This window comes from Neotamlana nanhaiensis (assembly GCF_000943555.1).
Lineage (GTDB): Bacteria > Bacteroidota > Bacteroidia > Flavobacteriales > Flavobacteriaceae > Neotamlana > Neotamlana nanhaiensis.
On the sequence record NZ_JTDV01000011.1, the window covers coordinates 27,539 to 50,740 of the forward strand.

The following is a 23,202-nucleotide window of genomic DNA, read 5'->3' on the forward strand; positions in this document are numbered from 1 at the left end:
TGGTTTTTGAAAATATTTTTTAAAAAAAGAACTAAATGGTAAACGTTCTCTTTTTCTTGTGTTCACTATCGTCGTAACGTTGCACACACTCGTTGTAAATTTTAATCGCTTCTTCGGCATTTCCCCAACCACCAACATCTACTTTTTTCTTTTCTAAATCTTTATACACTTGAAAAAAGTGTTCAATTTCTTTTAAACGGTGCGGGTTTAAATCACCTATATCGGCACGCTTATTCCAAACAGGATCTGAAACTGGTACACAAATAATTTTTTCATCAGGACCTTTTTCATCAGTCATATGAAATACACCTATTGGGCGTACTTCCATAACCACCATAGGGTACGATGGCTCTGTAGATAATACTAAAACATCTAATGGATCTTGATCTAAAGCTAAAGTTTCAGGAATAAAACCATAATCTCCTGGGTACATCATTGAAGAAAAAAGGGTTCTATCGAAACGAATTTTATGCAGCGTAAAATCGTATTCATATTTATTTCGGCTGCCTTTTGGTATTTCAATTAAAACATCAAAAGTTGTAGATTTTTTTTTACTCATAACTTAAATAATATTCTGTTCTAGATTCGTGATTTGCTCAGTTTAGTTTCAAGAGCAAATGTAAACAACCCTTTAGCATTTAACAACTAATGCCTGTTTTTTATATGTTATTTAAGTACTATAACGATGTAGTTTTAAACATCCTAAAAAAATTATCTTTTAAATACTTAACTATTCATTATATTGTAACGAATTTTTAAAGAAAAAATAATGCGTAATTATCTTCTAATTATATTTTTTGCTTTAAGTCCGTTTTTACAGGCACAAACCCAACCTTGGCAAGGTAAATTTGAACCCATAGATAATATTATTGCACCACCAAACAATTACAGAAATGCAAGTGGTGCTCCTGGAAAAGACTATTGGCAACAACGTGCCAATTATAAAATTAAAGCGCAAATAAACGAAAAAACAAACGTACTTTCTGGTGAAGCGGTTATTACCTATTTTAACAACTCACCCGATAACTTAAGCTACGTTTGGATGCAATTAGAGCAAAATGTAAATAAAAAAGGGAACGAAGATTTTGGATCGATAAACAATAATATAAAAGATTCTATTACCACCCAAAACATGCAACGTTTAACACGAGCCATTGATTTTCCAGCGGGTTACACAATTAAATCTGTAAAAGATGGCCATGGTAATACTTTAAAAACAACCATTAACAACACCATGATGAAGGTGAAATTAAACACCACTTTAAACGCTGGAGCATCAACCACCATATCAATTTCATGGTCGTACCCAATTACCGACAGAAGCATGTATCGTCTGTCGCGTGAAGGTTACGAATATTTCCCAGAAGATGATAACACCACTTACCTAATGGCGCACTGGTTTCCTAGAATGGCCGTTTATAACGATACCGAAGGTTGGCAAAACCAACAGTTTCAAAAACTGGGTGAATTTGCCTTAGAGTTTGGCGATTACGACGTTGAAATAACCGTACCCGCCGACCATATTATCGCAGCAACTGGAACCTTACAAAACAGTGAATCTGTACTTAGTAAAACACAACGAAAACGAATTGAAAAAGCAAAAAGCACCTTCGATAAGCCAGTAATGATTATTACTAAAGAAGAAGCTATTACTAACGAATCGACAAAATCTACCAAACAAAAAACCTGGAAATTTAAAGCCGAAAATGTGCGTGATTTTGCATTCGCATCTTCGAGAAAATTTTTATGGGATGCGCAAGCCGTAAAACTGCCAACTAACACGGTTTTGGCCATGTCGTTATATCCAAAAGAAGGATTACCGGTATGGCAATACAACTCTACCGAAGCCGTAAAACACGCCTTAGAAGTGTATTCTGAAGCGACCTTCGATTATCCTTATCCGGTGTGTATTTCGGTAAATACATCCAACATTGGTATGGAATTCCCAATGATTAGCTTTAATGGAGGCAGACCAGATAAAGACGGTAATATTAGCGAACGTGCCAAACAAGGCATGTTAAGTACTATTGTACATGAAGTTGGGCACAACTGGTTTCCAATGATTGTGAGTTCCGACGAACGCAAGTGGATGTGGATGGACGAAGGCCTAAACACCTTTTTACACCAACGCACTTTAGCCGAACGTTATCCAGATTTTAATCATGTAACACCAAAAGTAATTGCGCCATTTATGAGCGGCGATAAAAATATTTTGCGCCCAATAATGACGACTTCCGACAATGAGCTTTTTAACCAGTTTGGAGCTAATTTTTATTTAAAACCCACCGTTGGACTGCAAATGTTAAGAAACACTATTATTGGAAAAGAATTGTTCGACGAAGCTTTTAAAGAATACGCAAACCGTTGGAAATACAAACATCCTAACCCAAGTGATCTATTTAGAACTCTTGAAGATGCTACGGCTACCGATTTAGATTGGTTTTTTAGAGGCTGGTTTTTTACCACCGATAACGTAGATATGGAATTAAGCAACGTAAAGTGGTTTAAGGTTTATGAAGACACTGCAAATATTGAAGATAAAAAGAAATCGTCGAAAGCTAAAATTACTGCTAGCGGCGCTAATGCTAATGCTGAAATAGATGATTTTAGTAACGGTCCCGAATTTATAAATATGGTTGATACTCCTGATAAAGATTATGGACAATTTTTATCGCGTTTAGATGACGCCGAAGTTAGAAAACAACTTTCGGGAAAAAATATTTATGAAATTACCGTAAAAAATCGTGGCGGACTAGTAATGCCGGTTATTATTGAATGGGTTTTTACCGATGGCACTACCGAAATTGATCAACTACCTGCAGAAGTTTGGCGTAGAAATGAATACGAAATTCAGCACACTTTTATTAAAGATAAAGAAGTTGCTAAAGTAAATTTAGATCCGAACTTAGAACTTGCCGATACCAACACTCAAAACAACAGTTTCCCTAAGGAAGAAAATGAATCGGAGTTTGATGATTTTAAGGCTAAAAAGAAATAAATTATTCGGTTTGAAATATTTTAAAACATTATGCTTACTGTTTTCTAGTATCGTCTTTTTAAGCTGTAATTCTTCTGAAAATATTAAAACGGGCGACATTGTTTTTAGAGGTGCTTCTAAAAGTGAATTATCTTCGGCAATTAACGACGTTACTCAAACTGCCAAAAAAAACACTTATACGCACATGGGCATTTGCGAGGTAATTAACGATAAAATTTTTGTGTATCATTCCGATTTAGGAAAAGGTGTTGTAAGAGAATCGCTTGAAGATTTTTATAAACCTGATGAAGCTACTGATTATAGTGTAGATTTATATCGTATAAAGACCATAAGCAATAAACAAATTGCATCAGCTATTACTAAAGCGAGAGCTTTAATTAACAAACCTTATAATGTCACTTATATTTTAGAAGACGAAGGTTTTTATTGTTCAGAATATATTTATGAACTGTTTAAAAATGATAGTGTTTTTAAATTAGAGCCTATGACTTTTAAAAACCCTAAAACCAAAACCTTTCATGATGGTTGGGTTAAACACTATAACAACTTAGGCATTGCTATTCCCGAAGGAAAATTAGGTTGTAACCCTAACGGGATGGCTAGCAGTGAAAATTTAGAATTTATTGGTAAGATTAACTAATTTTAAAAATCGAAACCAAAACTACCAGTTATACCAAATTTTCGAGCGTTTGGATATGCTAATTCATCTTTATAATTTCCTCTAAAATTAAAATCTAACCTAAATACTTTAAAAATATTTCCTATACCAAAACTGTACTCGTAATACGGTTCATTATTTGGTGCAATAAGCTGAATATTGTTGGGGTTAGAAGGCACATTATTTAAATCGATGTTTTCCTGCGAAATGTCGCCCCAAGCACCACGAATACTAACAATTTCTCTTAAATTAAGTTTTCGTAAAAGTGGTATTCTAGAAAATAAGCGTCCGTTAAAATTATGCTGAATATGAAAAGATGCGTAAGTATCGGTTACAAACTCATAAAAATCTAATTGCGAAAAGGTATTGTATATTGAAAAGTACGATTGATTACCTGGAATAACACTTAATAAACCCAGTGGTACTTCGCCAAAAGTTTTACCAGCTTCAATAGTTGTTGTTAAACGCCCAAAACCTCCAACTTGCCAAGGCTGAATATATGAAAATTGCAGCTTTGTATAATCGAAATCGCTATCAAAAACACCTTTATCGCCTCGAGACACTTGCGCAAATAAACTTGGAAAATCGTCGTTTGCCACTCTTCGCTCTACCCCAAAACCTGTCATTTTTCGTTTTGGATAGTAGGACAATGAAAATGAGCTTTCGAACTGTTTAATTTCTGAAGCAATACCATCTGGCGTATTATAATCTAAACTAAATGTTGATGAAGCAGATTCTAAGGTTCGGTAATTTCCTGTTACTCTAAAAATAACATTTCGCCAAGGTTCGGCTTCAATGGCTAAACTACTTAAATTTATAGAGGTTAATTTATCGTTGGTACTGGTACCAACTACCGACGATGATGCTAAACTGCGGCCTAAAACATCGGTACTCGTTGTTAAACTTGCTCCTATTTGTTCTACATCGCGCCGATTTCCTCCCGATATTATTAATCGGCTTTTTTTATCGAGCAACCATTTACCCGAAATACCGTATTTAAATTTATCGTCACGAAATCCGTAAGCTGTAAAACCTTCTAATCGCCACAAATCGTTTGGCCCAAAGTAAGTTCGACCACCGGTACGTAAACGTAATCCTTCTACTTCGTTAAATCCAAAGGTTGAAAATATGGGTCCATAATCTAACGGAAGTGTATTAAACTCAATATAGCCCGAAGCTAAAATACTTCCTAAATTATATAAACGCTGAAACTTTTTTACGGTTTTTAAGGTGTCTAACATTTTGTAAACGCCCTTTTCGTCTTTATTTAATTCTTCCAAACGATTGTTTGCCCAAAACGCATCGTCTCGATTATATACATCTTTATCATAATTATACACTTCGGTATCGTAGAATTTTTTATCCTTGGCGATATCGAATTTATAATTATTATAAATGGTTGTGCGTTTTCCGTATATACCGCGAGCTTTATCTTTTTTACTGAATGAAAAATCACTCATCATATAATCGCGTTTTACCAGAAAAAGCGAATCGGTTAATACATCAAACTCCTGCTCAATATAAATATCTTTTACCCAGTTTATATTAGCACTTTTTGATGCTTGAAGGTTGATTTCTTTTATAGCATAAGTGGTGTCGGCTACCCAAAAATCGCCTTTAAAGGTAAGTTCGTTTTTACGACGCGGATAATACACAATGTTGTAACACCATTTATTATCAATATAAGCACTATCGGTTAACACATAGTTGTATGTACTAATTCCTGTTCTAGACAAGGGACTTACAAAACTCTTATCGAAAAACTTAAGATAATTATCGTAAACGCTAAAATCGTTGTATAAATCGTTTACAAAATCGATTATGATTTGGTTATCGCTAAAACCAGAATTTTTATTGCCTTCAAGCACTTCTTTGGTTTTATTTATTACGTTATCACCATATACTTTCGATACAGCTTCATTAATAAACATGGGCAAATAAGCCTTACCTGTTACGTTAGAAGTATCTACATGATTAAAAACAAATTCCATGCCTTTAAACAAGTTACTCTTCATTAAGGCACTATCAATAGAATTAATGTCGAATTCTACTTTTTCGTATTTATCGTATTCGTATTGTTTAAATTGTTTTAAACCATTGCTGCGTTTGTGTTCCCAAATTTTCCGAAGTAAATCGATTGCTGGGTTATTTTTTTTAGATTGCTTTCCCGTAAAAATAACAACTTGATCGAGCTGACTAGTTTCTTCTTTTAAAACAAACTTTAAATTGTAATTTACTTTTTTGTCTAATGGAATATTTAAAGTTTCATACCCAATAAACGATACGGTTAAAGCTCCCCAAGTTTCATCGGACTCTAAATAAAACTTCCCATTCTCGTCGGTAATAGTACCTTGGGTAGAGCCTTCAAAAATAACATTAGCAAACGATACGGGTTGCTCGAATTCGTCGAACACGTAACCACTTACTTTGGTTTGAGATTGTGCGGAAAAAATTCCTATAAAGAAAAGAAGAAATAGTAACTTAAAATTCATAATACAAAAAAAACTTCATCAACAATAATGCCGATGAAGTTTATATAACGTAAAAAAATACAAATTATTTATATAATACTTTTTTAACAGCCTTAACAACGTCGTTGCTGTTTGGCAACCATTCTTCTAACAATACTGGCGAGTATGGCGCTGGTGTATCGGCTGTATTAATTTTTACAATAGGTGCATCTAAATAATCGAAAGCTTCGCTTTGCACTAAATAGGTAATTTCTGTTGCAACATTACCAAAAGGCCATGCTTCTTCTAAAATTACTAAACGATTTGTTTTCTTAACAGACTCAACAATCGCTTTTCTATCCATTGGGCGCACGGTACGTAAATCGATAATTTCACACGAAATACCTTCTTTCTCTAATTCATCAGCAGCTTTGTAAGCTTCCTTAATAATTTTACCAAACGATACAATAGTAACATCGGTTCCTTCGCGTTTAATATCAGCAACTCCTAAAGGTAAAATATACTCACCTTCTGGCACTTCACCTTTATCACCATACATTTGCTCACTTTCCATAAAAATAACTGGGTCGTCGTCGCGTATAGCTGCTTTTAATAAACCTTTAGCATCGTAAGGGTTTGATGGCACAACTACTTTTAAACCAGGTGTATTTGCAAACCAGTTTTCAAAAGCTTGCGAGTGCGTAGCTCCTAATTGACCCGCAGAAGCTGTTGGCCCACGAAATACAATCGGACAGTTAAATTGTCCGCCAGACATTTGTCTGATTTTCGCAGCATTGTTTATAATTTGATCAATACCAACTAAAGAGAAGTTAAAAGTCATGTATTCAACTATTGGTCGGTTACCTGTCATGGTAGAACCAATGGCAACACCTGCAAAACCAAGTTCGGCAATTGGCGTATCGATAACACGTTTTGGACCAAATTCGTCTAACATTCCTTTTGATGCTTTGTAGGCACCATTATATTCTGCAACCTCTTCACCCATTAAGTAAATGCTCTCGTCGCGACGCATTTCTTCGCTCATGGCTTCGGCAATAGCTTCTCTAAATTGAATTGTTTTCATTAATAGTTTTTTTTATCGAGTAGCAAAAATAACAATAAATGATAAACTCTCTAGCAAGATTTTAACTAAAATTTATTATGCGCGCATAGTATTTTTCAAAATAAATAATTAACTTCGTAGCCACAATAAAAAATAAGACTTAAAATTACTAAATATTATGAAAATATTAGTTTGTATTAGTCATGTTCCAGACACGACTTCTAAAATAAATTTCACCGATGGCGACACCAAATTCGATACCAACGGTGTACAGTTTGTAATTAACCCAAATGACGAGTTTGGCCTTACAAGAGCCATGTGGTTTAAAGAAAAACAAGGCGCTAGTGTAACGGTTGTTAACGTTGGCGGACCAGAAACAGAACCAACTTTACGAAAAGCATTAGCTATTGGTGCCGATGAAGCTATTCGCGTAAATACTGCTGCCACAGACGGTTTTACGGTTGCAAAACAATTGGCAAGCGTTATTGAAAACGGTGGTTACGATTTAGTTATAGCTGGTAGAGAATCTATTGACTATAACGGAGGTATGGTTCCAGGTATGATTGCTGGTTTAACCCAAGCTAACTTTGTGAATAATTGTATTGGGCTTGAGGTTGATGGCTCTTCAGCAAAAGCAATACGCGAAATTGATGGTGGTAAAGAAACCATTTCTACAACATTACCACTAGTAATTGGGGGACAAAAAGGTTTGGTTGAAGAAAGCGATTTACGCATACCAAACATGCGCGGTATTATGATGGCTAGAAAAAAGCCATTAACGGTTGCTGAGCCTGTTGATGCGATAGCGCAAACCACATCGGTAACTTTTGAAAAACCAGCTCCAAAAGGCGCCGTAACTTTAGTTGCTCCAGATAATTTAGATGAATTAGTGAATTTACTTCATAACGAAGCTAAGGTGATTTAGTGCTATTAAATCATTCCGAATTTAACTACGGAATCTTTTTAAACACTTTATGAGTATTAATAAGTTCCTGAAAAATAATCAGGAAAAAATTTAGAAAAATTATTATGTCAGTTTTAGTATATACAGAATCAGAACAAGGTGTATTTAAAAAAGCAGCTTTCGAGGTTGCAAGTTACGCCAAGGCCGTAGCATCCGATTTAGGAACCACAGTTACAGCCGTTTCAATAAATGCCAATGATACCAGCGCTCTAGCGGCTTATGGTGTAGATAAAGTTTTAAACGTAAAAAACGATGCTTTAAACAGTTTTAATGCCAATGCCTTTGCGCAAGTTATTAAACAAGCTGCCGAACAAGAAAATGCACAAGTGGTTGTAGTAAGTTCTTCGGCAGACAGCAAGTATTTAGCACCATTGTTATCGGTTAGTTTAAATGCTGGTTACGCTTCAAACGTTATTGCAAAACCAGAAAGCACGAGTCCGTTTAAAGTAAAACGAACCGCCTTTACAAACAAAGCTTTCGAGATTACCGAAATTAATTCAGAAATAAAAATTGTTGGTGTTTCCAATAATGCCTTTGGTTTAGTTGAATCTAGTGGTAGCGCTTCCGCGGAAGACTTCTCGCCTGCCATTCCTGAGTTAGGAGTAAGCGTAGAATCGGTTGATAAAGCCACAGACAAAGTAAGTATTGCCGATGCCGAAATAGTAGTTTCGGGTGGTCGCGGATTAAAAGGCCCTGAAAACTGGGGTATGGTTGAAGAATTAGCAGATGTTTTAGGTGCTGCCACAGCATGCTCAAAACCAGTATCAGATTTAGGATGGCGCCCTCATAGCGAACACGTTGGGCAAACTGGTAAACCAGTAGCATCAAACCTTTATATAGCCATTGGTATTTCTGGAGCTATTCAGCATTTAGCAGGTATAAACGCATCAAAAGTAAAAGTTGTAATTAATACCGATCCAGAAGCTCCTTTCTTTAAGGCTGCCGATTATGGCGTTGTTGGAGATGCTTTTGAGGTGGTTCCTGCCTTAATTGAAAAATTAAAAGCGTTTAAAGCTCAACAATAAATATAATTTTTATAAATTGTATTGTTCGAAAGAACTGATTAAATTAGCATTTTATCATAAAACTACGATTTGTAGTTGGTAAAGTCCTAATTTAAACAGTTCTTTGCGTTTTAATAAATTATGAGTTTAGTAAGATTAAATATAAAAGGTATATCGTACAGCCAAACCCAAAACGGTGCTTATGCCTTAATTTTAAATGAAGTAGAAGGAGATCGTAAACTTCCTATTGTAATTGGTGCTTTCGAGGCACAATCTATCGCCATCGCTCTTGAAAAAGAAATTAGCCCACCACGACCATTAACCCACGATTTATTTAAAAATTTCGCCGACAGATTCGATATTGTTGTAAAACAAGTTATTATTCATAAACTAGTTGATGGTGTATTTTACTCTAGTTTAATTTGCGAACGCGATAAAATTGAAGAAATTATTGATGCCAGAACTAGTGATGCAATTGCATTAGCACTACGTTTTCAAGCGCCAATTTTTACCTATAAAAACATTCTTGATAAAGCGGGTATTTACCTAAAAGTAAACCCTAAAAAAGAAGATGAAAACGAAGAACAGGACAGCGTTTTAATGGACGAATTAGTGGCCAACGAATTAGAACCTTCTCAACCAAGCGAAAGCCTTATATCTAAAACTTTAGAAGAACTTCATAAATTATTAGACGAAGCAGTTGCAAACGAAGATTACGAAAAAGCAGCACATATTCGCGACGAAATATCTAAACGAGAATAACACCCAAAATTTAATTATGAGCAAGCCGTTTTTGTACTTACTTCCATTATTTCTTCTCTTTTCAACATTAACATTTTCTCAAGATTTAGATACCATTCCACAACTCGAAGCTATAGAAACTACTGCTTCTGTAGCTAGCGATACTTTACAAGCTACAGTTGAAACTATCACGGAAGCCTCAAACAATAATCCATCTGAAAACAGTATTATTCCTAGTCAAGGTTTTACTGTAAACAGTTTATGGCGCGGTGCTTTAGGTATGATTACTTTGGTATTTATTGCTTTTCTATTCAGCAGTAATAAAAAAGCAATTAATTGGAAAATTGTAGGCCTTGGTTTAGCCTTTCAACTCATAATTGCAGTCGGGGTTTTAAAAGTAGACTTCGTAAAAAATATTTTTGAATTTGTTGGTAGCTTATTTGTAAGTGTGTTAGAATTTACAAGAGCAGGAAGCAAATTTTTATTTGAAGGTTTAGTAGTTGACATGGATACCTTTGGCTATATTTTTGCCTTTCAAGTACTACCAACCATTATTTTCTTTTCAGCTTTAACATCGGTATTATTTTATCTTGGTGTTATTCAAAAAGTAGTTAAAGGAATGGCTTGGTTGCTATCAAAAGCCTTAAAAATTTCTGGGGCTGAAAGTTTAAGCGTTGCTGGTAACATCTTTTTAGGTCAAACCGAAGCACCGCTACTTATAAAAGCTTATTTAGAAAAAATGAATAAGTCTGAAATGCTGTTAGTAATGATTGGCGGTATGGCAACCGTTGCTGGTGCTGTATTAGCGGCTTATATTGGCTTTTTAGGTGGTGACGATCCAGCATTACGTTTATTTTATGCAAAGCACTTACTAGCAGCTTCTGTAATGGCAGCTCCAGGTGCTATTGTTATTTCTAAAATACTATATCCGCAAACCGAAGATGTAAATACCGATGTTAGTGTATCACAAGAAAAAATAGGTTCAAACTTTTTAGATGCTATTGCTAACGGAACTACCGAAGGTTTAAAATTAGCCGTTAATGTTGGCGCTATGCTATTAGTATTCGTTGCTTTTATTGCAATGTTTAATGGCCTTTTAGGTTGGGTTGGAGATATAACGTCGTTCAACACTTGGGTTGCAAACAACACCTCTTACGAAAGCCTATCTTTAGAACTTATTTTGGGCTATATTTTTGCGCCTTTAATGTGGCTTATTGGTGTTGCTCAAGAAGATATGGCGCTTATGGGACAACTCCTAGGTATTAAACTTGCCGCAAGCGAATTTATTGGCTACATTCAATTGCGCGATTTAAAAGATGTTACAAACAGTATTCATTTAAATTATGAAAAATCGGTAATAATGGCGACCTACATGCTTTGTGGCTTTGCTAATTTTGCATCCATAGGTATTCAAATTGGTGGTATTGGCTCATTAGCTCCTGGACAACGCAAAGTATTATCGCAATTCGGAATGAAAGCCTTAATTGGAGGTACTATTGCCTCGTTAATTTCAGCTACAATTGCTGGAATGATTATTGGGTAAATATCTTCTTGCTTAAAAAGACAAGTTTTAAGTTAATAACTTTATGATAAGATATATAAAGCATCAAATTAAGTTTTGATGCTTTTTTATATTTTTAACCATTAAAAATTGAGTTGAATTAAATAAGATTTCCACAGTTGTGGATAATAAATATGAAACAATATCACGATTTAGTTAAACACGTTTTAGAACATGGAAACGAAAAAGGAGACCGCACAGGAACGGGTACCAAAAGTGTTTTTGGCTACCAAATGCGTTTCGATTTAAGCGAAGGTTTCCCTATGGTAACCACCAAAAAATTACACTTAAAATCGATAATCCATGAATTACTTTGGTTTTTAAAAGGTGATACCAACATAAATTATTTAACCGAAAATGGTGTTAGAATTTGGAATGAATGGGCTGACGAAAATGGCGATTTAGGTCCTGTTTATGGCCACCAATGGCGTAACTGGAATAGCGATGAAATAGACCAAATAAAAGAAGTTATTGAAACCTTAAAACAAAATCCTAATAGCCGTAGAATGTTGGTTTCGGCTTGGAATCCTTCGGTGTTACCAGATACATCAAAGAGTTTTAGTGAAAATGTAGCCAATGGTAAAGCTGCTTTACCACCGTGTCATGCCTTTTTTCAATTTTATGTAGCCGATGGAAAGCTATCGTGTCAACTATACCAACGTAGTGCCGATATATTTTTAGGCGTACCTTTTAACATAGCATCATATGCCCTGTTTACAATGATGATGGCACAAGTTTGTGGTTATCAACCTGGTGAATTTATTCACACCTTTGGTGATGCCCATATTTACAACAATCATTTTGAGCAATTGGAGTTACAATTATCTAGAGAACCTAGACCTCTTCCAAAAATGATTCTAAACCCAAAAATAAATGATATCTTTGAGTTTACTTTTAACGATTTTACCTTAGAAAATTACAACCCGTACCCACATATAAAAGGTGTAGTTGCCATATAAAATCTCCAAGGCTGTCTACTAAAAAGTTATTAATTCTAGCTAACTAAAAAAGCTTGTTAAATTGATTTTTAAAATTTAAAAAAAGCATATATTTTTAACCAGACTTACTAGACAGCCTTTTTATAATGTACTTTTTTATTATTTAATTAAACAGTTACAACACTATTTTCGGCACCTGCAAAATCATTCCAAGCATAAGCATCTGCAGCCTCATCATTAGTGTAAACGGTTTCGTCGATTAAATATTTAAATTCGTATGAACTATCTTTTTCTAAATCTATTGTACCTTTAAATGTACCACTTTTTAATTTTTTTAAAGGATTAGCCTTAGCACTCCATTTATTAAAACTCCCTACTACAGATACCTTTTTTGCTTCATCTGGAGTAATCTCGAAAGTTACCTTACAAATTGGCTTAGATTTTAAATACTGTTTTTTAATAGACATAATTTTTTATTTTTAGGTTTAAACAAATTTATAAAATAAGTTACGACAAATTTATTACAAGTAACACTATAAGACTAAGAATTATTAATTTATCAATTTGAAGTAAAAATTTTATTACATTTTAAAAAAATCACATCTTTTTTACCATTTCTTCAAGTTAAAAATCAGCTTTTTTACTGATTTTCAGCAAATTTCAAAAACTGTGTTTCAATATCCCTTACCGATGAAACCACTCCATTTTCAATTAAAACCCGATAACAAAACGTTATACTTTCATCCTTTTTCAAACTAAAATTCAGTTCTTCTTCTCCATTGGTATAGGTTTTAGACCCTAACGGGTTTACAGCAAACAAACCATAATCGCGTGCCATCCAATGTGGTTCGTGATTTGGGTTTTTGGGATGCGATAAAATACTAACCGCAACGCTATCATCATCGACCACACCTACTAACTGCATCCATTTTGCGCGCTTACCCCAAACTTCTGGGTAACCTTGAATACCATTACTATTTTTATAAAATCCGGTAGGTTTAATATTAACTAAGCTATCAACTTCTACACCAAAACGCTTGTCAATTCTTTCCGACGGCATTTCCAATTCTGTACGCACACGTATGGCGAACATGCCCTCTTTAGAATCGGTAAAAATCACATTTTTACTAACAGCTTTTAATGTAGAATTACAGGTTATACTTCTAACGTTTTTATCGCCTTTAAAACGATAAGTTGTTACTTCCTCAATAACAATCTCCTGTTTATCATTCACCCAATTTTTCTTTACGCTTAATTCGCCAACTCCACCAGATTTCATTTTTAAAAACTCCACATGATTGATGCGTCCGTAACGTGCATTCTCATTTTTAGGAACCACGGCACTATTCCAATAATCAACACCATTTACATCACCATGATTAAGCCACAATCCATAATGGTGCGGATGATCCATGCGTTCTCCTACAATGGGTTTAAAAGGAAATCCGCGAGTTATGCGCTTACCATTTGCAGTTTTTAAAGGAAAAAGTACGGGTTTTCGCAACATACTATCGGCATATAAATATGAAGTAAAATAAACCGAATCGACAAAAATATCAATACGATTTTGCGCATCATTCTTCACAATATTTACATAATTTTTGGTAGAAATTGCTGAAGATTCGTTGCCTTGTTTACAAGAAAAACACAAACAAAACCAACAAATTAGGGTTAACAATCGAATATACATGATCTTTTTATTAGTGACTTATGAAATATACAACATATACCTTAACTTTTTAACTTCTGATAATAAAACGCAGGTAATAACAACAATAAAATAATGGGTTGAATTAAAAACCGTCGGATATTAAAAAACAAATAATAATCTTCCTGTTTAGGGTTTACCACAAAATATAAATACAACAACATTAAAACCACAAATGCAAGGCTATAAACGATTGCAGAAAATTTCACAATGCCTTTATCTTTAAAAAAAAGAAAAATAATACCTAGGCTAATAATTGTATTTAGTAAAAACCTAAATGTGGTGTTTAATACTAATTTCGCTACTTCGCGACGCGGACTATCAATATACAAATAGTCGTTTTGAAAAAAGGTTAAATACGGGTCGTAAAACAAATCATCTTCAAAAAACCTGACAAAAATCAAAAGCATAAAAAGCATAGAAATCATTATGTAACGCCCTGCTCTATTCATTTTTATTTTCAAATTTAGAAAATTGATTTACCCAAATTACCCATAACAAAAATAGCATCCCGTAAATTATTGCTGGAAAAATTACATTATGCAAAACATGATCGTGTTCTGGATATTTATACAGTCCAATACTTAAAACAACTATGCGTAATAAGTTGACTATATAAATTAAAACACTACCAAAAACAACATAAAAAATGGTGCTTTTTAAACTACCCGAAAAAGCAACAATAAACGATACAAATAAAATAATAACACTTACCGAATTACAACCCTCTACAATTCGAGCCAAATATTTACCATTAAAAATAAGTTTCATTGAAGGCTCGTTAGGATGCGGTTGCATAAACACTTTATAGCCAAAATCGTTTAATAAAATTTCAGATTGCTTAGCCACCAAATGGGTTAAATAATCTGGGTAAAATTTACTACCATCGCTATACTGCAAGTAAAATTTATAAGTAAACGACAAAACAGTATAAACCACTAAAAAAGTAAGTATAAACTTTACGACGCCTTTGTATTTTAAAAACAGTGTTTTCAATTAAATATTTCTTAAACCAAAACCGAAATTACAGCTTTTTAAATATTTTTGCTCGATAATCGAAACTTAATTATAAATCGATTGATTTTAAGTATAAAATAAACCAATTTGTATATGGATTTTAACAGCCTAAAACCCAAAGTTGAAAGCATAATTTTAAATAAAAAGAAAACCATAGACGAACGCCTACTTAAAATATGTGAGCTGCTAGAAGCAAGCATTAACTATTACAATTGGGTGGGTTTTTATTTTAAAAATGGCGATAAAGAAGAGTTAAAACTAGGCCCTTATGTTGGTGCGCCTACAGACCATACTATAATTCCATTTGGTAAAGGTATTTGTGGGCAAGTAGCTGTAAGTAATCAAAATTTTGTGGTGCCAGATGTTGCGGCTCAAGATAATTACATAGCATGCAGTATTACAGTTAAAGCTGAAATTGTTATTCCTATTTTTGTTAATGGCGAAAATATTGGACAAATAGATATCGATTCGAACACTCCAGATCCTTTTACCGAAGCCGATGAACGCTTTTTGGAATTTGTTTGTAAAAAAGTATCTGAGATGCTTTAGTTTAAAATTCTGAATTTTGTTGTTATGCTAATTTTGAACCCTAAATCTTAAACTTTGAATTTTAGCTGTTAACAACTTCCTTATTTCGTTAAGAAATCACTTCATTTTAAGCGCTGCATTAGTTTTATATTTAATCATTTTGAGTACTTTTGCATTTTATTACTAAAACTAACAAAAAACTCTCAATTTTTTAAACAACACAACACTAATGAGCAACGCAAAAACTATTAAATCGGCATTAATTTCGGTATTTAGCAAAGACGGATTAGAACCTATTGTTAAAGAACTAGACAAACAAGGTGTAACTATTTATTCTACTGGTGGCACAGAAAAATTTATTAACGATTTAGGCATAAACGTTGTTCCTGTTGAAGATGTTACTTCGTACCCTTCAATTCTTGGTGGTCGTGTAAAAACTTTACATCCAAAAGTTTTTGGTGGTATTTTAAACCGACAAAACCACGAAGGTGATGTTAAAGAATTATCAGAATACGAAATTCCGCAAATCGATGTGGTTATTGTTGATTTATATCCATTCGAAAAAACAGTAGCTTCAGGGGCAAGCAATCAAGATATTATTGAAAAAATTGACATCGGTGGTATTTCGTTAATTCGTGCCGCTGCAAAAAATTATGCCGATGTAATCTGTGTCTCTTCTGTTGATGATTACGCTGAATTTTTAGAGTTAATTTCAGCCAATAATGGTTCCATTACCGAAGCAGACAGAAAGCGTTTTGCAACTAAAGCCTTTAACGTATCGTCGCATTACGATTCGGCAATCTTCAATTACTTCAACCAAGACAACGAAGAAACTGTTTTAAAAATTAGTGAAACTAACGGTAAAACATTGCGCTACGGAGAAAACCCACACCAAAAAGGGTTTTTCTTCGGAAATTTTGATGAGTTATTCACAAAACTTCACGGTAAAGAATTAAGCTACAACAACTTATTAGATGTTGATGCTGCTGTAAACTTAATGTTAGAGTTTAAAAACGAAGCACCAACTTTTGCAATTTTAAAGCATAACAACGCTTGTGGTTTAGCGCAACGCGACACCATTAAACAAGCCTATGTTGATGCTTTAGCGGGCGACCCAGTTTCGGCTTTTGGTGGTGTTTTAATTAGTAATACGGAAATCGATTTGGCTACAGCCGAAGAAATTCACAAACTATTTTGCGAAGTGGTTATCGCGCCGTCTTTTTCCGCGGAAGCGTTAGAAATTTTAAAAGGTAAAAAGAACAGAATTCTATTAGTAATTCACGATATCGACATGCCAAAAACAAATGTTAGAAGTTGTTTAAATGGTATTTTAGTACAAGATAGAAATGAAATTACCGATAAAGCTGAAGATTTAAAAACTGTCACCAATTTAGCGCCAACCGAGGCTCAAATTGAAGATTTATTATTCGCTTCAAAAATTTGTAAGCATACCAAATCAAATACTATTGTTTTAGCAAAAAACAAACAACTTTGCGCAAGCGGAACAGGACAAACCAGTCGTGTGGACGCGCTAGAGCAAGCCATACACAAAGCAGGCACTTTTAAATTCGATTTAAATGGTGCTGCAATGGCAAGTGATGCTTTTTTCCCATTTCCAGATTGTGTAGAAATTGCTAAAAATGCCGGAATAGCATCGGTTATTCAACCAGGTGGTTCTATAAAAGACCAATTGAGTATCGATTTTTGTAACGAAAACGACTTGGCTATGGTTATGACTGGAATGCGTCATTTTAAACACTAAAAATTTTCATTTTAGGCATCTAAAAACCGACAAAAAGCGTATAAGTGTTCAATAAAATATTTTAATAAATTTTGAATAGGTTAATACCAAATTAATTTATTAACTTTTATTACTTTTACGAAATTCGTTTTTTAAACCCTTAAAAATTACTAAATACGCATGGGATTTTTTGACTTCCTAACTGAAGAAATAGCAATAGACTTAGGTACGGCAAATACACTAATTATCCATAACGATAAGGTTGTTGTAGATTCGCCATCTATAGTGGCTCGCGATCGTGTAAATAACAAAATAATTGCGGTAGGTCACGAAGCTAGTTTAATGCAAGGAAAAACCCATGAAAACATAAAAACCATTCGTCCTTTAAAGGATGGCGTAATTGCCGATTTTGATGCTTCGGAGCAAATGATTAGTATGTTTATTAAAAACATACCAGCTTTAAAAAAGAAGTTTTTTACACCGGCTTTACGTATGGTAATTTGTATTCCTTCAGGAATTACAGAGGTTGAAATGCGTGCGGTAAAAGAAAGTGCCGAACGTGTTAACGGTAAAGAAGTTTACCTAATACACGAACCTATGGCGGCGGCCATTGGTATTGGTGTCGATATTATGCAACCAAAAGGTAATATGGTTGTTGATATAGGTGGTGGTACTACCGAAATCGCGGTTATTGCACTTGGTGGTATTGTTTGCGATAAATCGGTTAAAATTGCAGGCGATGTGTTTACAAACGACATTGTATACTACATGCGTACGCAACATAACTTATATGTAGGTGAACGTACTGCCGAAAAAATAAAAATTCAAATTGGTGCAGCTACCGAAGATTTAGAAGTTCCGCCAGAAGATATGAGCGTGCAAGGGCGCGATTTATTAACAGGAAAACCTAAACAAGTTTCTATTTCGTATCGTGAAATTGCTAAAGCACTCGATAAGTCAATTCTTCGTATAGAAGATGCTGTAATGGAAACACTTGGGCAAACACCTCCAGAATTAGCCGCCGATATTTACAACACTGGTATTTATTTAGCGGGTGGTGGTTCTATGCTTCGCGGTTTAGATAAACGTTTGTCGCAAAAAACAGACTTACCAGTTTATATTGCCGAAGACCCATTAAGAGCCGTTGTACGTGGTACTGGTATCACGCTTAAAAACTTAGCTAAATATAAAAGTGTATTGATTAAGTAAAACTGAAAAATACGCAGGTAGTTCATGCAACAAATAATTAATTTCATAATTAGGAACAAAAACTTTTTGCTGTTCTTTTTGTTGTTTTGTATCTCGCTAGTTTTTACTATTCAATCGCACTCTTACCATAAAAGTAAGTTTATAAATTCGGCTAATTTTTTAACTGGTGGCGTTTACAATTCTGCTAACAACATTAGCCGCTATTTTAATTTAAAATCGCAAAACCAATTACTTGCCGAAGAAAATCGTCGTTTGCGTTCGCTTCTTAGTAATGCAAGAATTTCTACCGATTCTGTTTATATCGATTCTACATCGTTTAACAAATCGTATACCTTTTACAATGCTAATATTATCAAAAACAGTTACTCGCTATCAGATAATATCCTAACCATTAACAAAGGTAAAAACGATAGCATAAAACAAGATTTTGGGGTTATTTCATCAAAAGGAATAATTGGTATTATCGACAAAACAAGCAACAACTTCGCCACGGTTTTATCGGTTTTAAATACTACAAGCAGAATTAGTGCGCAGTTAAAAAAATCGAATCATTTTGGAACGCTTTCCTGGAATGCTAAGTCTCCTGATTTCGTTCAACTTACCGATATTCCAAAAGTAGCCAAAGTTAAAGTTGGAGACACCATAATTACCTCTGGACGATCTTCAATTTTTCCTAAAAATATAGGTGTTGGTATTATAAAAAGTTTTCAGCTTGACGCCGCCGAAAATTATTATGAAATTGATGTAAAACTATTTAACGACATGACCAATTTAGAGCATGTTTACATCATAGAAAACGTAAATAAACAAGAAATTACTAACCTAGAAGATGAATAACTTATTCTCAATATATACCGTTCATTTTTTCGCTTTGGTTCTTGTACAAGTTCTAATATTTAATCATGTTAATTTTTTAGGATATATTAACCCATATCCATATATCCTATTTATTGCCTTATTTCCTGTAAAAAATAATCGCTTAGTATTAATTTTTATAAGTTTTCTGCTCGGTTTAAGTATCGATTTATTTTTAGACACAGGAGGCATTCATGCTGGTGCATCGGTTTGTATTGCATATGCACGCCCTGTAATTTTAAAATTCGCTTTCGGAACCATTTATGAACACCAAACGGTTAAATTTAACGCTGTCGATTTTGGCTCAAAACTCATGTATTTCACCATTTTAACGGCGATACATCATCTTATTCTGTTTAGTTTAGAAGTTTTTAACATGAGTAAAATAATTTTAATCCTTCAAAAAACGTTATTCTCTAGTATATTTACTATATTAATTAGCTTATCAATAACTATAGTTTTTAGCAGAAAAACGCGATGAGACAACTATTACTTTTTATTTCTGTAATTAGCGTTGGCATCTTATTCATTTCTAGGCTTTTTTATCTTCAAATTTATAAAACCGATGCGAATAATTTATTTGAAGACAATGCCATTAGAAAAGTTTACGATTACCCAAAACGAGGCTTTGTTTACGACCGCAATGGCAAACTACTTGTTGCCAACCAACCCACTTATGATGTTATGGTTATTCCGCGTGAAGTAAAACCATTAGATACTTTAGAATTTTGTAAGCTTTTAAAAATTACTAAAGAAGACTTCGTAAAAAAATACGATAAAGCTTATCATTATTCTCCTCGATTACCATCGCCTTTTGTACCTCAGCTATCTAAAGAAGATTATGCGGTTTTACAGGAAAAAATGCGAAAATTTGAAGGTTTTTATATTCAAAAACGCTCCCTACGTGATTACCAAACCACAATTGGCGCTAACGTTTTAGGCGATATTGGCGAAGTAAACTACGCCACCATAAATAAAAACCCATATTACAGAATGGGCGATTTAATAGGTAAACAAGGTGTTGAAGCTTCTTATGAAGATATTTTAAGAGGCGTTAAGGGTATTAAATTTATACAAAAAGACAGATTTAACCGCAATATTGGCCCTTATAAAGATGGAAAATTTGATACCATCCCCGAACAAGGCAAAGACATTACCATAACCATTGATGCCCATTTACAAGCCTATGGTGAATTATTAATGAAAAACAAACGCGGTGGCGTTATTGCTTTAGAACCTAAAACAGGAGAAATTCTGGCCATGGTAGCAGCGCCAACCTACGATCCTAATATTTTAGTTGGCCGAAACCGTTCTAAAAACTTTACAAAACTATACAACGATACTATTGCAAAACCACTTTTTAACCGAAGCTTACAAGGTGTATATGAACCAGGTTCTCCGTTTAAATTAATGAACGCTTTAATCGCTCTTCAAGAAGGCGTCATGGACGAAAACGAACACGTTACCTGTTATCGTGGTTACAAGTACGGCAACCGTTTTATGAAATGCCATTGTAATTATGGCACGCGAAATGATATGGTTTCAGGCATACAACGTTCATGCAACGCTTATTTTGCTACAGCTTACCGTAAAATTTTAGATAAAAACGGTAGTGCTTCCGACGGTATTGATGTTTGGAGCAAACATGCAAAAAGTTTTGGATTAGGTAATTTTTTAAATAACGATTTATTTGTTGGGCAAAAAGGACGTATTCCAGACCGCGATTACTACAAACACATTTATCCAAAAACCTTCTACTCCACTTACACTATTTCAAATGCCATAGGCCAAGGCGAAGTTGCTACTACTCCTATTCAGCTAGCAAATATGGCTGCAGCAATTGCAAATCGAGGTTACTTTTATACGCCACATATTATAAAACATATTGAAGGAGAAACGCTTCCTGAAAATTTCGCAAAACCAAAGTTTACAACCATAAATCGAGAACATTTTGAACCCGTAATTGATGGTATGCTTGCGGTATACGAGAAAGGAACAGCATCATCATTACGTGTAAAAGATATTGATATTTGTGGAAAAACAGGTACAGTTGAAAATTTTATAAAAATAGACAGTGTAAAAACACAGCTTACTGATCACTCCATTTTTGTGGCTTTTGCACCAAAAGAAAACCCTAAAATTGCCATTGCTGTTTTTGTTGAAAATGGTTATTGGGGAAGCCGCTTTGCAGGTAAAGTAGCCAGTTTAATGATTGAAAAACATATTAAAGGTGAAATCACTAGAACCGATTTAGAAGATTGGCTACTACGCCACACCCTTGAGGATGAATACGCAAAACCATATTCGGGCGAGCCTTTTAAAATTAATGGTTACACGACCTTGCAAACCGTCGATGAAAAAACCTATTCGCTACTAAAACAAAAACTAAATCAATTAAATAACACAGAAGATTAATGGTTAGAGATACTAACAGGCATTTTAAATTCGATTGGATTACTATTTTTCTTTTCTTTCTTTTAGTTGGTTTTGGTTGGCTAAATATTTTATCGGCTTCTCATGTTGGTACAGATATAAATTATTTCGATTTAAGTCAACCCTACGGTAAACAACTTGTTTTTATTTTTCTAAACCTCATACTCATTGTTCTAGTTTTAGCAATCGATGCTAAATTTTATGAGCGTTTTGCTAGTATTATTTACATCATTTCTATGCTAAGTTTAGTTGGCCTTTTTATTTTTGGTAAAAACGTAAATGGTGCTACATCGTGGTATGGCATTGGTAGTTTTACTATTCAACCTAGCGAATTTGCCAAAAGTGCAGCGGCTTTAGCTGTGGCTAAACATTTAAGTGATTTAAACACCAATATAAAAACCTTTAAAGACCAACTACGCACCTTCGCTATTATTGGTATTCCAGCAGTTTTGGTATTACTTCAAAACGATACGGGAAGTACCATTGTTTATGGTGCGTTTATTTATGTTTTATTTCGCGAAGGCTTACCAAAAGCGTATTTAATTACCGCATTTTCTGCAATAATTTTAGCTATTTTATCATTAAAATTCGGATTTATTGCAGCCTCAATGGTAGCTTTAGTTGTTGTAGTTGCAATGCATTATTTCAGAAAAAAACCCTTCAGAATTTATCAATCTGTTTTTATAGTTATTGCAGCTATTGCCATTTCGTTTGTTGTAAAATTCTTCTACCAAAGTATTTTACAACCACACCAACAAGATCGCATTAGTTTATGGCTTCGATTGGAAAAAGATCCTGCCAAACTTGAAGCCATGAAAAAAACTTTCGCTTACAACCTCAACGAATCGGAAAAAGCTATTAGCTCTGGAGGTTTTACAGGAAAAGGCTTTTTAGAAGGCACACGAACCACAGGAAAGTTTGTACCCGAACAGCACACCGATTATATTTTTAGTACCGTTGGCGAAGAATGGGGTTTTATAGGTTGCGCCTTTGTGGTAATTACCTTTGTATTACTATTACTTAGAATTTTACACCTCGCCGAACTTCAAAAATCGCAATTTAGTCGCGTATATGGTTATAGTGTTGCTGCCATTATTTTTATTCACTTTTTTGTAAATATTGGCATGGTTATGGGACTTATTCCAACCATTGGTATTCCGTTGCCTATGTTTAGCTATGGTGGTTCTGGGCTTTGGGCTTTTACCATTTTGTTGTTTATTTTTATTAAATTAGATTCTAATAGAATAAACGAATGGTAAAAATACTATTTACTCGATAATCAAGATTAATTTTAAAAAATTCCTTTTAATACCTCTTGAATTCAATTTGAGGAT

The 23,202-nt window shown here is 34.1% G+C and carries 21 protein-coding genes; 14 read left to right on the forward strand and 7 right to left on the reverse strand.

What is annotated here, in order from left to right:
* Window positions 1-31 precede the first annotated feature (31 nt).
* Window positions 32-559, reverse strand: a complete 528-nt coding sequence (locus PK35_RS12395; protein WP_044626883.1) for an inorganic diphosphatase — start codon at window positions 557-559, stop codon at window positions 32-34.
* A 210-nt stretch (window positions 560-769) separates the two neighbouring features.
* Between PK35_RS12395 and PK35_RS12400 the strand changes: the two genes are divergently transcribed.
* Together PK35_RS12400 and PK35_RS12405 are read left to right on the forward strand one after the other, a co-directional pair.
* On the forward strand, window positions 770-2,998 hold the full coding sequence (locus PK35_RS12400; RefSeq protein WP_044626884.1) for a M1 family metallopeptidase: 2,229 nt from the start codon (window positions 770-772) through the stop codon (window positions 2,996-2,998).
* Between the two features lie 10 nt (window positions 2,999-3,008).
* Entirely contained in the window at window positions 3,009-3,638 is a 630-nt protein-coding gene (locus PK35_RS12405) for a YiiX/YebB-like N1pC/P60 family cysteine hydrolase (protein WP_157841069.1), read from the forward strand.
* A 2-nt stretch (window positions 3,639-3,640) separates the two neighbouring features.
* Here PK35_RS12405 and PK35_RS12410 read toward each other — a convergent pair whose 3' ends face one another.
* Together PK35_RS12410 and PK35_RS12415 are read right to left on the reverse strand one after the other, a co-directional pair.
* The gene (locus PK35_RS12410; RefSeq protein WP_044626885.1) at window positions 3,641-6,148 is read right to left on the reverse strand and encodes a DUF5686 and carboxypeptidase-like regulatory domain-containing protein; all 2,508 of its coding nucleotides are present in this window, start codon (window positions 6,146-6,148) and stop codon (window positions 3,641-3,643) included.
* Window positions 6,149-6,212: 64 nt separating this feature from the next.
* On the reverse strand, window positions 6,213-7,190 hold the full coding sequence (locus PK35_RS12415; RefSeq protein WP_044626886.1) for a pyruvate dehydrogenase complex E1 component subunit beta: 978 nt from the start codon (window positions 7,188-7,190) through the stop codon (window positions 6,213-6,215).
* A gap of 157 nt (window positions 7,191-7,347) precedes the next feature.
* Between PK35_RS12415 and PK35_RS12420 the strand changes: the two genes are divergently transcribed.
* The 5 genes from PK35_RS12420 (at window position 7,348) to PK35_RS12440 (ending at window position 12,398) form a co-directional block, all read left to right on the forward strand.
* The gene (locus PK35_RS12420; protein WP_044626887.1) at window positions 7,348-8,094 is read left to right on the forward strand and encodes an electron transfer flavoprotein subunit beta/FixA family protein; all 747 of its coding nucleotides are present in this window, start codon (window positions 7,348-7,350) and stop codon (window positions 8,092-8,094) included.
* Window positions 8,095-8,198: 104 nt separating this feature from the next.
* Complete coding sequence (locus PK35_RS12425; RefSeq protein WP_044626888.1) at window positions 8,199-9,158, forward strand: electron transfer flavoprotein subunit alpha/FixB family protein; 960 nt, start codon at window positions 8,199-8,201, stop codon at window positions 9,156-9,158.
* A gap of 120 nt (window positions 9,159-9,278) precedes the next feature.
* On the forward strand, window positions 9,279-9,899 hold the full coding sequence (locus PK35_RS12430) for a bifunctional nuclease family protein (RefSeq protein WP_044626889.1): 621 nt from the start codon (window positions 9,279-9,281) through the stop codon (window positions 9,897-9,899).
* Window positions 9,900-9,915: 16 nt separating this feature from the next.
* Window positions 9,916-11,421: a NupC/NupG family nucleoside CNT transporter gene (locus PK35_RS12435; RefSeq protein ID WP_044626890.1), complete on the forward strand. Its 1,506-nt coding sequence runs from the start codon at window positions 9,916-9,918 to the stop codon at window positions 11,419-11,421.
* Window positions 11,422-11,573: 152 nt separating this feature from the next.
* Entirely contained in the window at window positions 11,574-12,398 is an 825-nt protein-coding gene (locus tag PK35_RS12440) for a thymidylate synthase (protein WP_044626891.1), read from the forward strand.
* A 146-nt stretch (window positions 12,399-12,544) separates the two neighbouring features.
* Here PK35_RS12440 and PK35_RS12445 read toward each other — a convergent pair whose 3' ends face one another.
* From PK35_RS12445 to xrtF, 4 genes are all read right to left on the reverse strand, one after another.
* Entirely contained in the window at window positions 12,545-12,844 is a 300-nt protein-coding gene (locus PK35_RS12445) for an isoamylase early set domain-containing protein (protein ID WP_044626892.1), read from the reverse strand.
* 173 nt (window positions 12,845-13,017) lie between these two features.
* Window positions 13,018-14,067 (reverse strand): DUF6807 domain-containing protein, encoded by a 1,050-nt coding sequence (locus PK35_RS12450; protein ID WP_082048582.1) that lies wholly within the window; start codon window positions 14,065-14,067, stop codon window positions 13,018-13,020.
* 41 nt (window positions 14,068-14,108) lie between these two features.
* Window positions 14,109-14,537: an exosortase F system-associated membrane protein gene (locus tag PK35_RS12455; protein ID WP_044626947.1), complete on the reverse strand. Its 429-nt coding sequence runs from the start codon at window positions 14,535-14,537 to the stop codon at window positions 14,109-14,111.
* A complete protein-coding gene (xrtF, locus tag PK35_RS12460) occupies window positions 14,530-15,081 on the reverse strand; it encodes an exosortase family protein XrtF (protein WP_044626894.1) in 552 nt (183 codons plus the stop codon). The genes PK35_RS12455 and xrtF overlap by 8 nt, the downstream gene beginning before the upstream one ends.
* 114 nt (window positions 15,082-15,195) lie before the next feature.
* Between xrtF and PK35_RS12465 the strand changes: the two genes are divergently transcribed.
* From PK35_RS12465 to rodA, 7 genes are all read left to right on the forward strand, one after another.
* Window positions 15,196-15,651, forward strand: a complete 456-nt coding sequence (locus tag PK35_RS12465) for a GAF domain-containing protein (RefSeq protein ID WP_044626895.1) — start codon at window positions 15,196-15,198, stop codon at window positions 15,649-15,651.
* Window positions 15,652-15,859: 208 nt separating this feature from the next.
* Complete coding sequence (purH, locus tag PK35_RS12470; RefSeq protein ID WP_044626896.1) at window positions 15,860-17,392, forward strand: bifunctional phosphoribosylaminoimidazolecarboxamide formyltransferase/IMP cyclohydrolase; 1,533 nt, start codon at window positions 15,860-15,862, stop codon at window positions 17,390-17,392.
* Between the two features lie 159 nt (window positions 17,393-17,551).
* The gene (locus tag PK35_RS12475; protein ID WP_044626897.1) at window positions 17,552-18,580 is read left to right on the forward strand and encodes a rod shape-determining protein; all 1,029 of its coding nucleotides are present in this window, start codon (window positions 17,552-17,554) and stop codon (window positions 18,578-18,580) included.
* Window positions 18,581-18,604: 24 nt separating this feature from the next.
* On the forward strand, window positions 18,605-19,417 hold the full coding sequence (gene mreC / locus PK35_RS12480) for a rod shape-determining protein MreC (protein WP_044626898.1): 813 nt from the start codon (window positions 18,605-18,607) through the stop codon (window positions 19,415-19,417).
* Window positions 19,410-19,916 carry a hypothetical protein gene (locus PK35_RS12485; protein ID WP_044626899.1) on the forward strand — a complete coding sequence of 169 codons (507 nt, stop codon included), beginning with the start codon at window positions 19,410-19,412 and terminating at the stop codon, window positions 19,914-19,916. Before mreC ends, PK35_RS12485 begins: the two co-directional genes overlap by 8 nt.
* Window positions 19,913-21,850 carry a penicillin-binding protein 2 gene (gene mrdA, locus PK35_RS12490; protein ID WP_044626900.1) on the forward strand — a complete coding sequence of 646 codons (1,938 nt, stop codon included), beginning with the start codon at window positions 19,913-19,915 and terminating at the stop codon, window positions 21,848-21,850. Before PK35_RS12485 ends, mrdA begins: the two co-directional genes overlap by 4 nt.
* Window positions 21,850-23,127, forward strand: coding sequence for a rod shape-determining protein RodA (gene rodA, locus PK35_RS12495; protein ID WP_044626901.1), 1,278 nt, complete (start codon window positions 21,850-21,852; stop codon window positions 23,125-23,127). The genes mrdA and rodA overlap by 1 nt, the downstream gene beginning before the upstream one ends.
* The last annotated feature ends 75 nt before the right edge of the window (window positions 23,128-23,202 follow it).

Bases quoted from the DNA above. Each gene is read 5' to 3' on its own strand.
- PK35_RS12465 (WP_044626895.1), top strand. From the start codon at position 15,196: ATGGATTTTAACAGCCTAAAACCCAAAGTTGAAAGCATAATTTTAAAT.
- PK35_RS12440 (WP_044626891.1), top strand. From the start codon at position 11,574: ATGAAACAATATCACGATTTAGTTAAACACGTTTTAGAACATGGAAAC.
- rodA (WP_044626901.1), top strand. From the start codon at position 21,850: ATGGTTAGAGATACTAACAGGCATTTTAAATTCGATTGGATTACTATT.
- mrdA (WP_044626900.1), top strand. From the start codon at position 19,913: ATGAGACAACTATTACTTTTTATTTCTGTAATTAGCGTTGGCATCTTA.
- PK35_RS12415 (WP_044626886.1), bottom strand. From the start codon at position 7,190: ATGAAAACAATTCAATTTAGAGAAGCTATTGCCGAAGCCATGAGCGAA.
- PK35_RS12450 (WP_082048582.1), bottom strand. From the start codon at position 14,067: ATGTATATTCGATTGTTAACCCTAATTTGTTGGTTTTGTTTGTGTTTT.
- PK35_RS12400 (WP_044626884.1), top strand. From the start codon at position 770: ATGCGTAATTATCTTCTAATTATATTTTTTGCTTTAAGTCCGTTTTTA.
- PK35_RS12455 (WP_044626947.1), bottom strand. From the start codon at position 14,537: ATGAATAGAGCAGGGCGTTACATAATGATTTCTATGCTTTTTATGCTT.
- PK35_RS12410 (WP_044626885.1), bottom strand. From the start codon at position 6,148: ATGAATTTTAAGTTACTATTTCTTCTTTTCTTTATAGGAATTTTTTCC.
- PK35_RS12445 (WP_044626892.1), bottom strand. From the start codon at position 12,844: ATGTCTATTAAAAAACAGTATTTAAAATCTAAGCCAATTTGTAAGGTA.
- PK35_RS12485 (WP_044626899.1), top strand. From the start codon at position 19,410: ATGAATAACTTATTCTCAATATATACCGTTCATTTTTTCGCTTTGGTT.
- PK35_RS12435 (WP_044626890.1), top strand. From the start codon at position 9,916: ATGAGCAAGCCGTTTTTGTACTTACTTCCATTATTTCTTCTCTTTTCA.
- PK35_RS12475 (WP_044626897.1), top strand. From the start codon at position 17,552: ATGGGATTTTTTGACTTCCTAACTGAAGAAATAGCAATAGACTTAGGT.
- PK35_RS12425 (WP_044626888.1), top strand. From the start codon at position 8,199: ATGTCAGTTTTAGTATATACAGAATCAGAACAAGGTGTATTTAAAAAA.
- PK35_RS12420 (WP_044626887.1), top strand. From the start codon at position 7,348: ATGAAAATATTAGTTTGTATTAGTCATGTTCCAGACACGACTTCTAAA.
- purH (WP_044626896.1), top strand. From the start codon at position 15,860: ATGAGCAACGCAAAAACTATTAAATCGGCATTAATTTCGGTATTTAGC.
- PK35_RS12395 (WP_044626883.1), bottom strand. From the start codon at position 559: ATGAGTAAAAAAAAATCTACAACTTTTGATGTTTTAATTGAAATACCA.
- PK35_RS12430 (WP_044626889.1), top strand. From the start codon at position 9,279: ATGAGTTTAGTAAGATTAAATATAAAAGGTATATCGTACAGCCAAACC.
- mreC (WP_044626898.1), top strand. From the start codon at position 18,605: ATGCAACAAATAATTAATTTCATAATTAGGAACAAAAACTTTTTGCTG.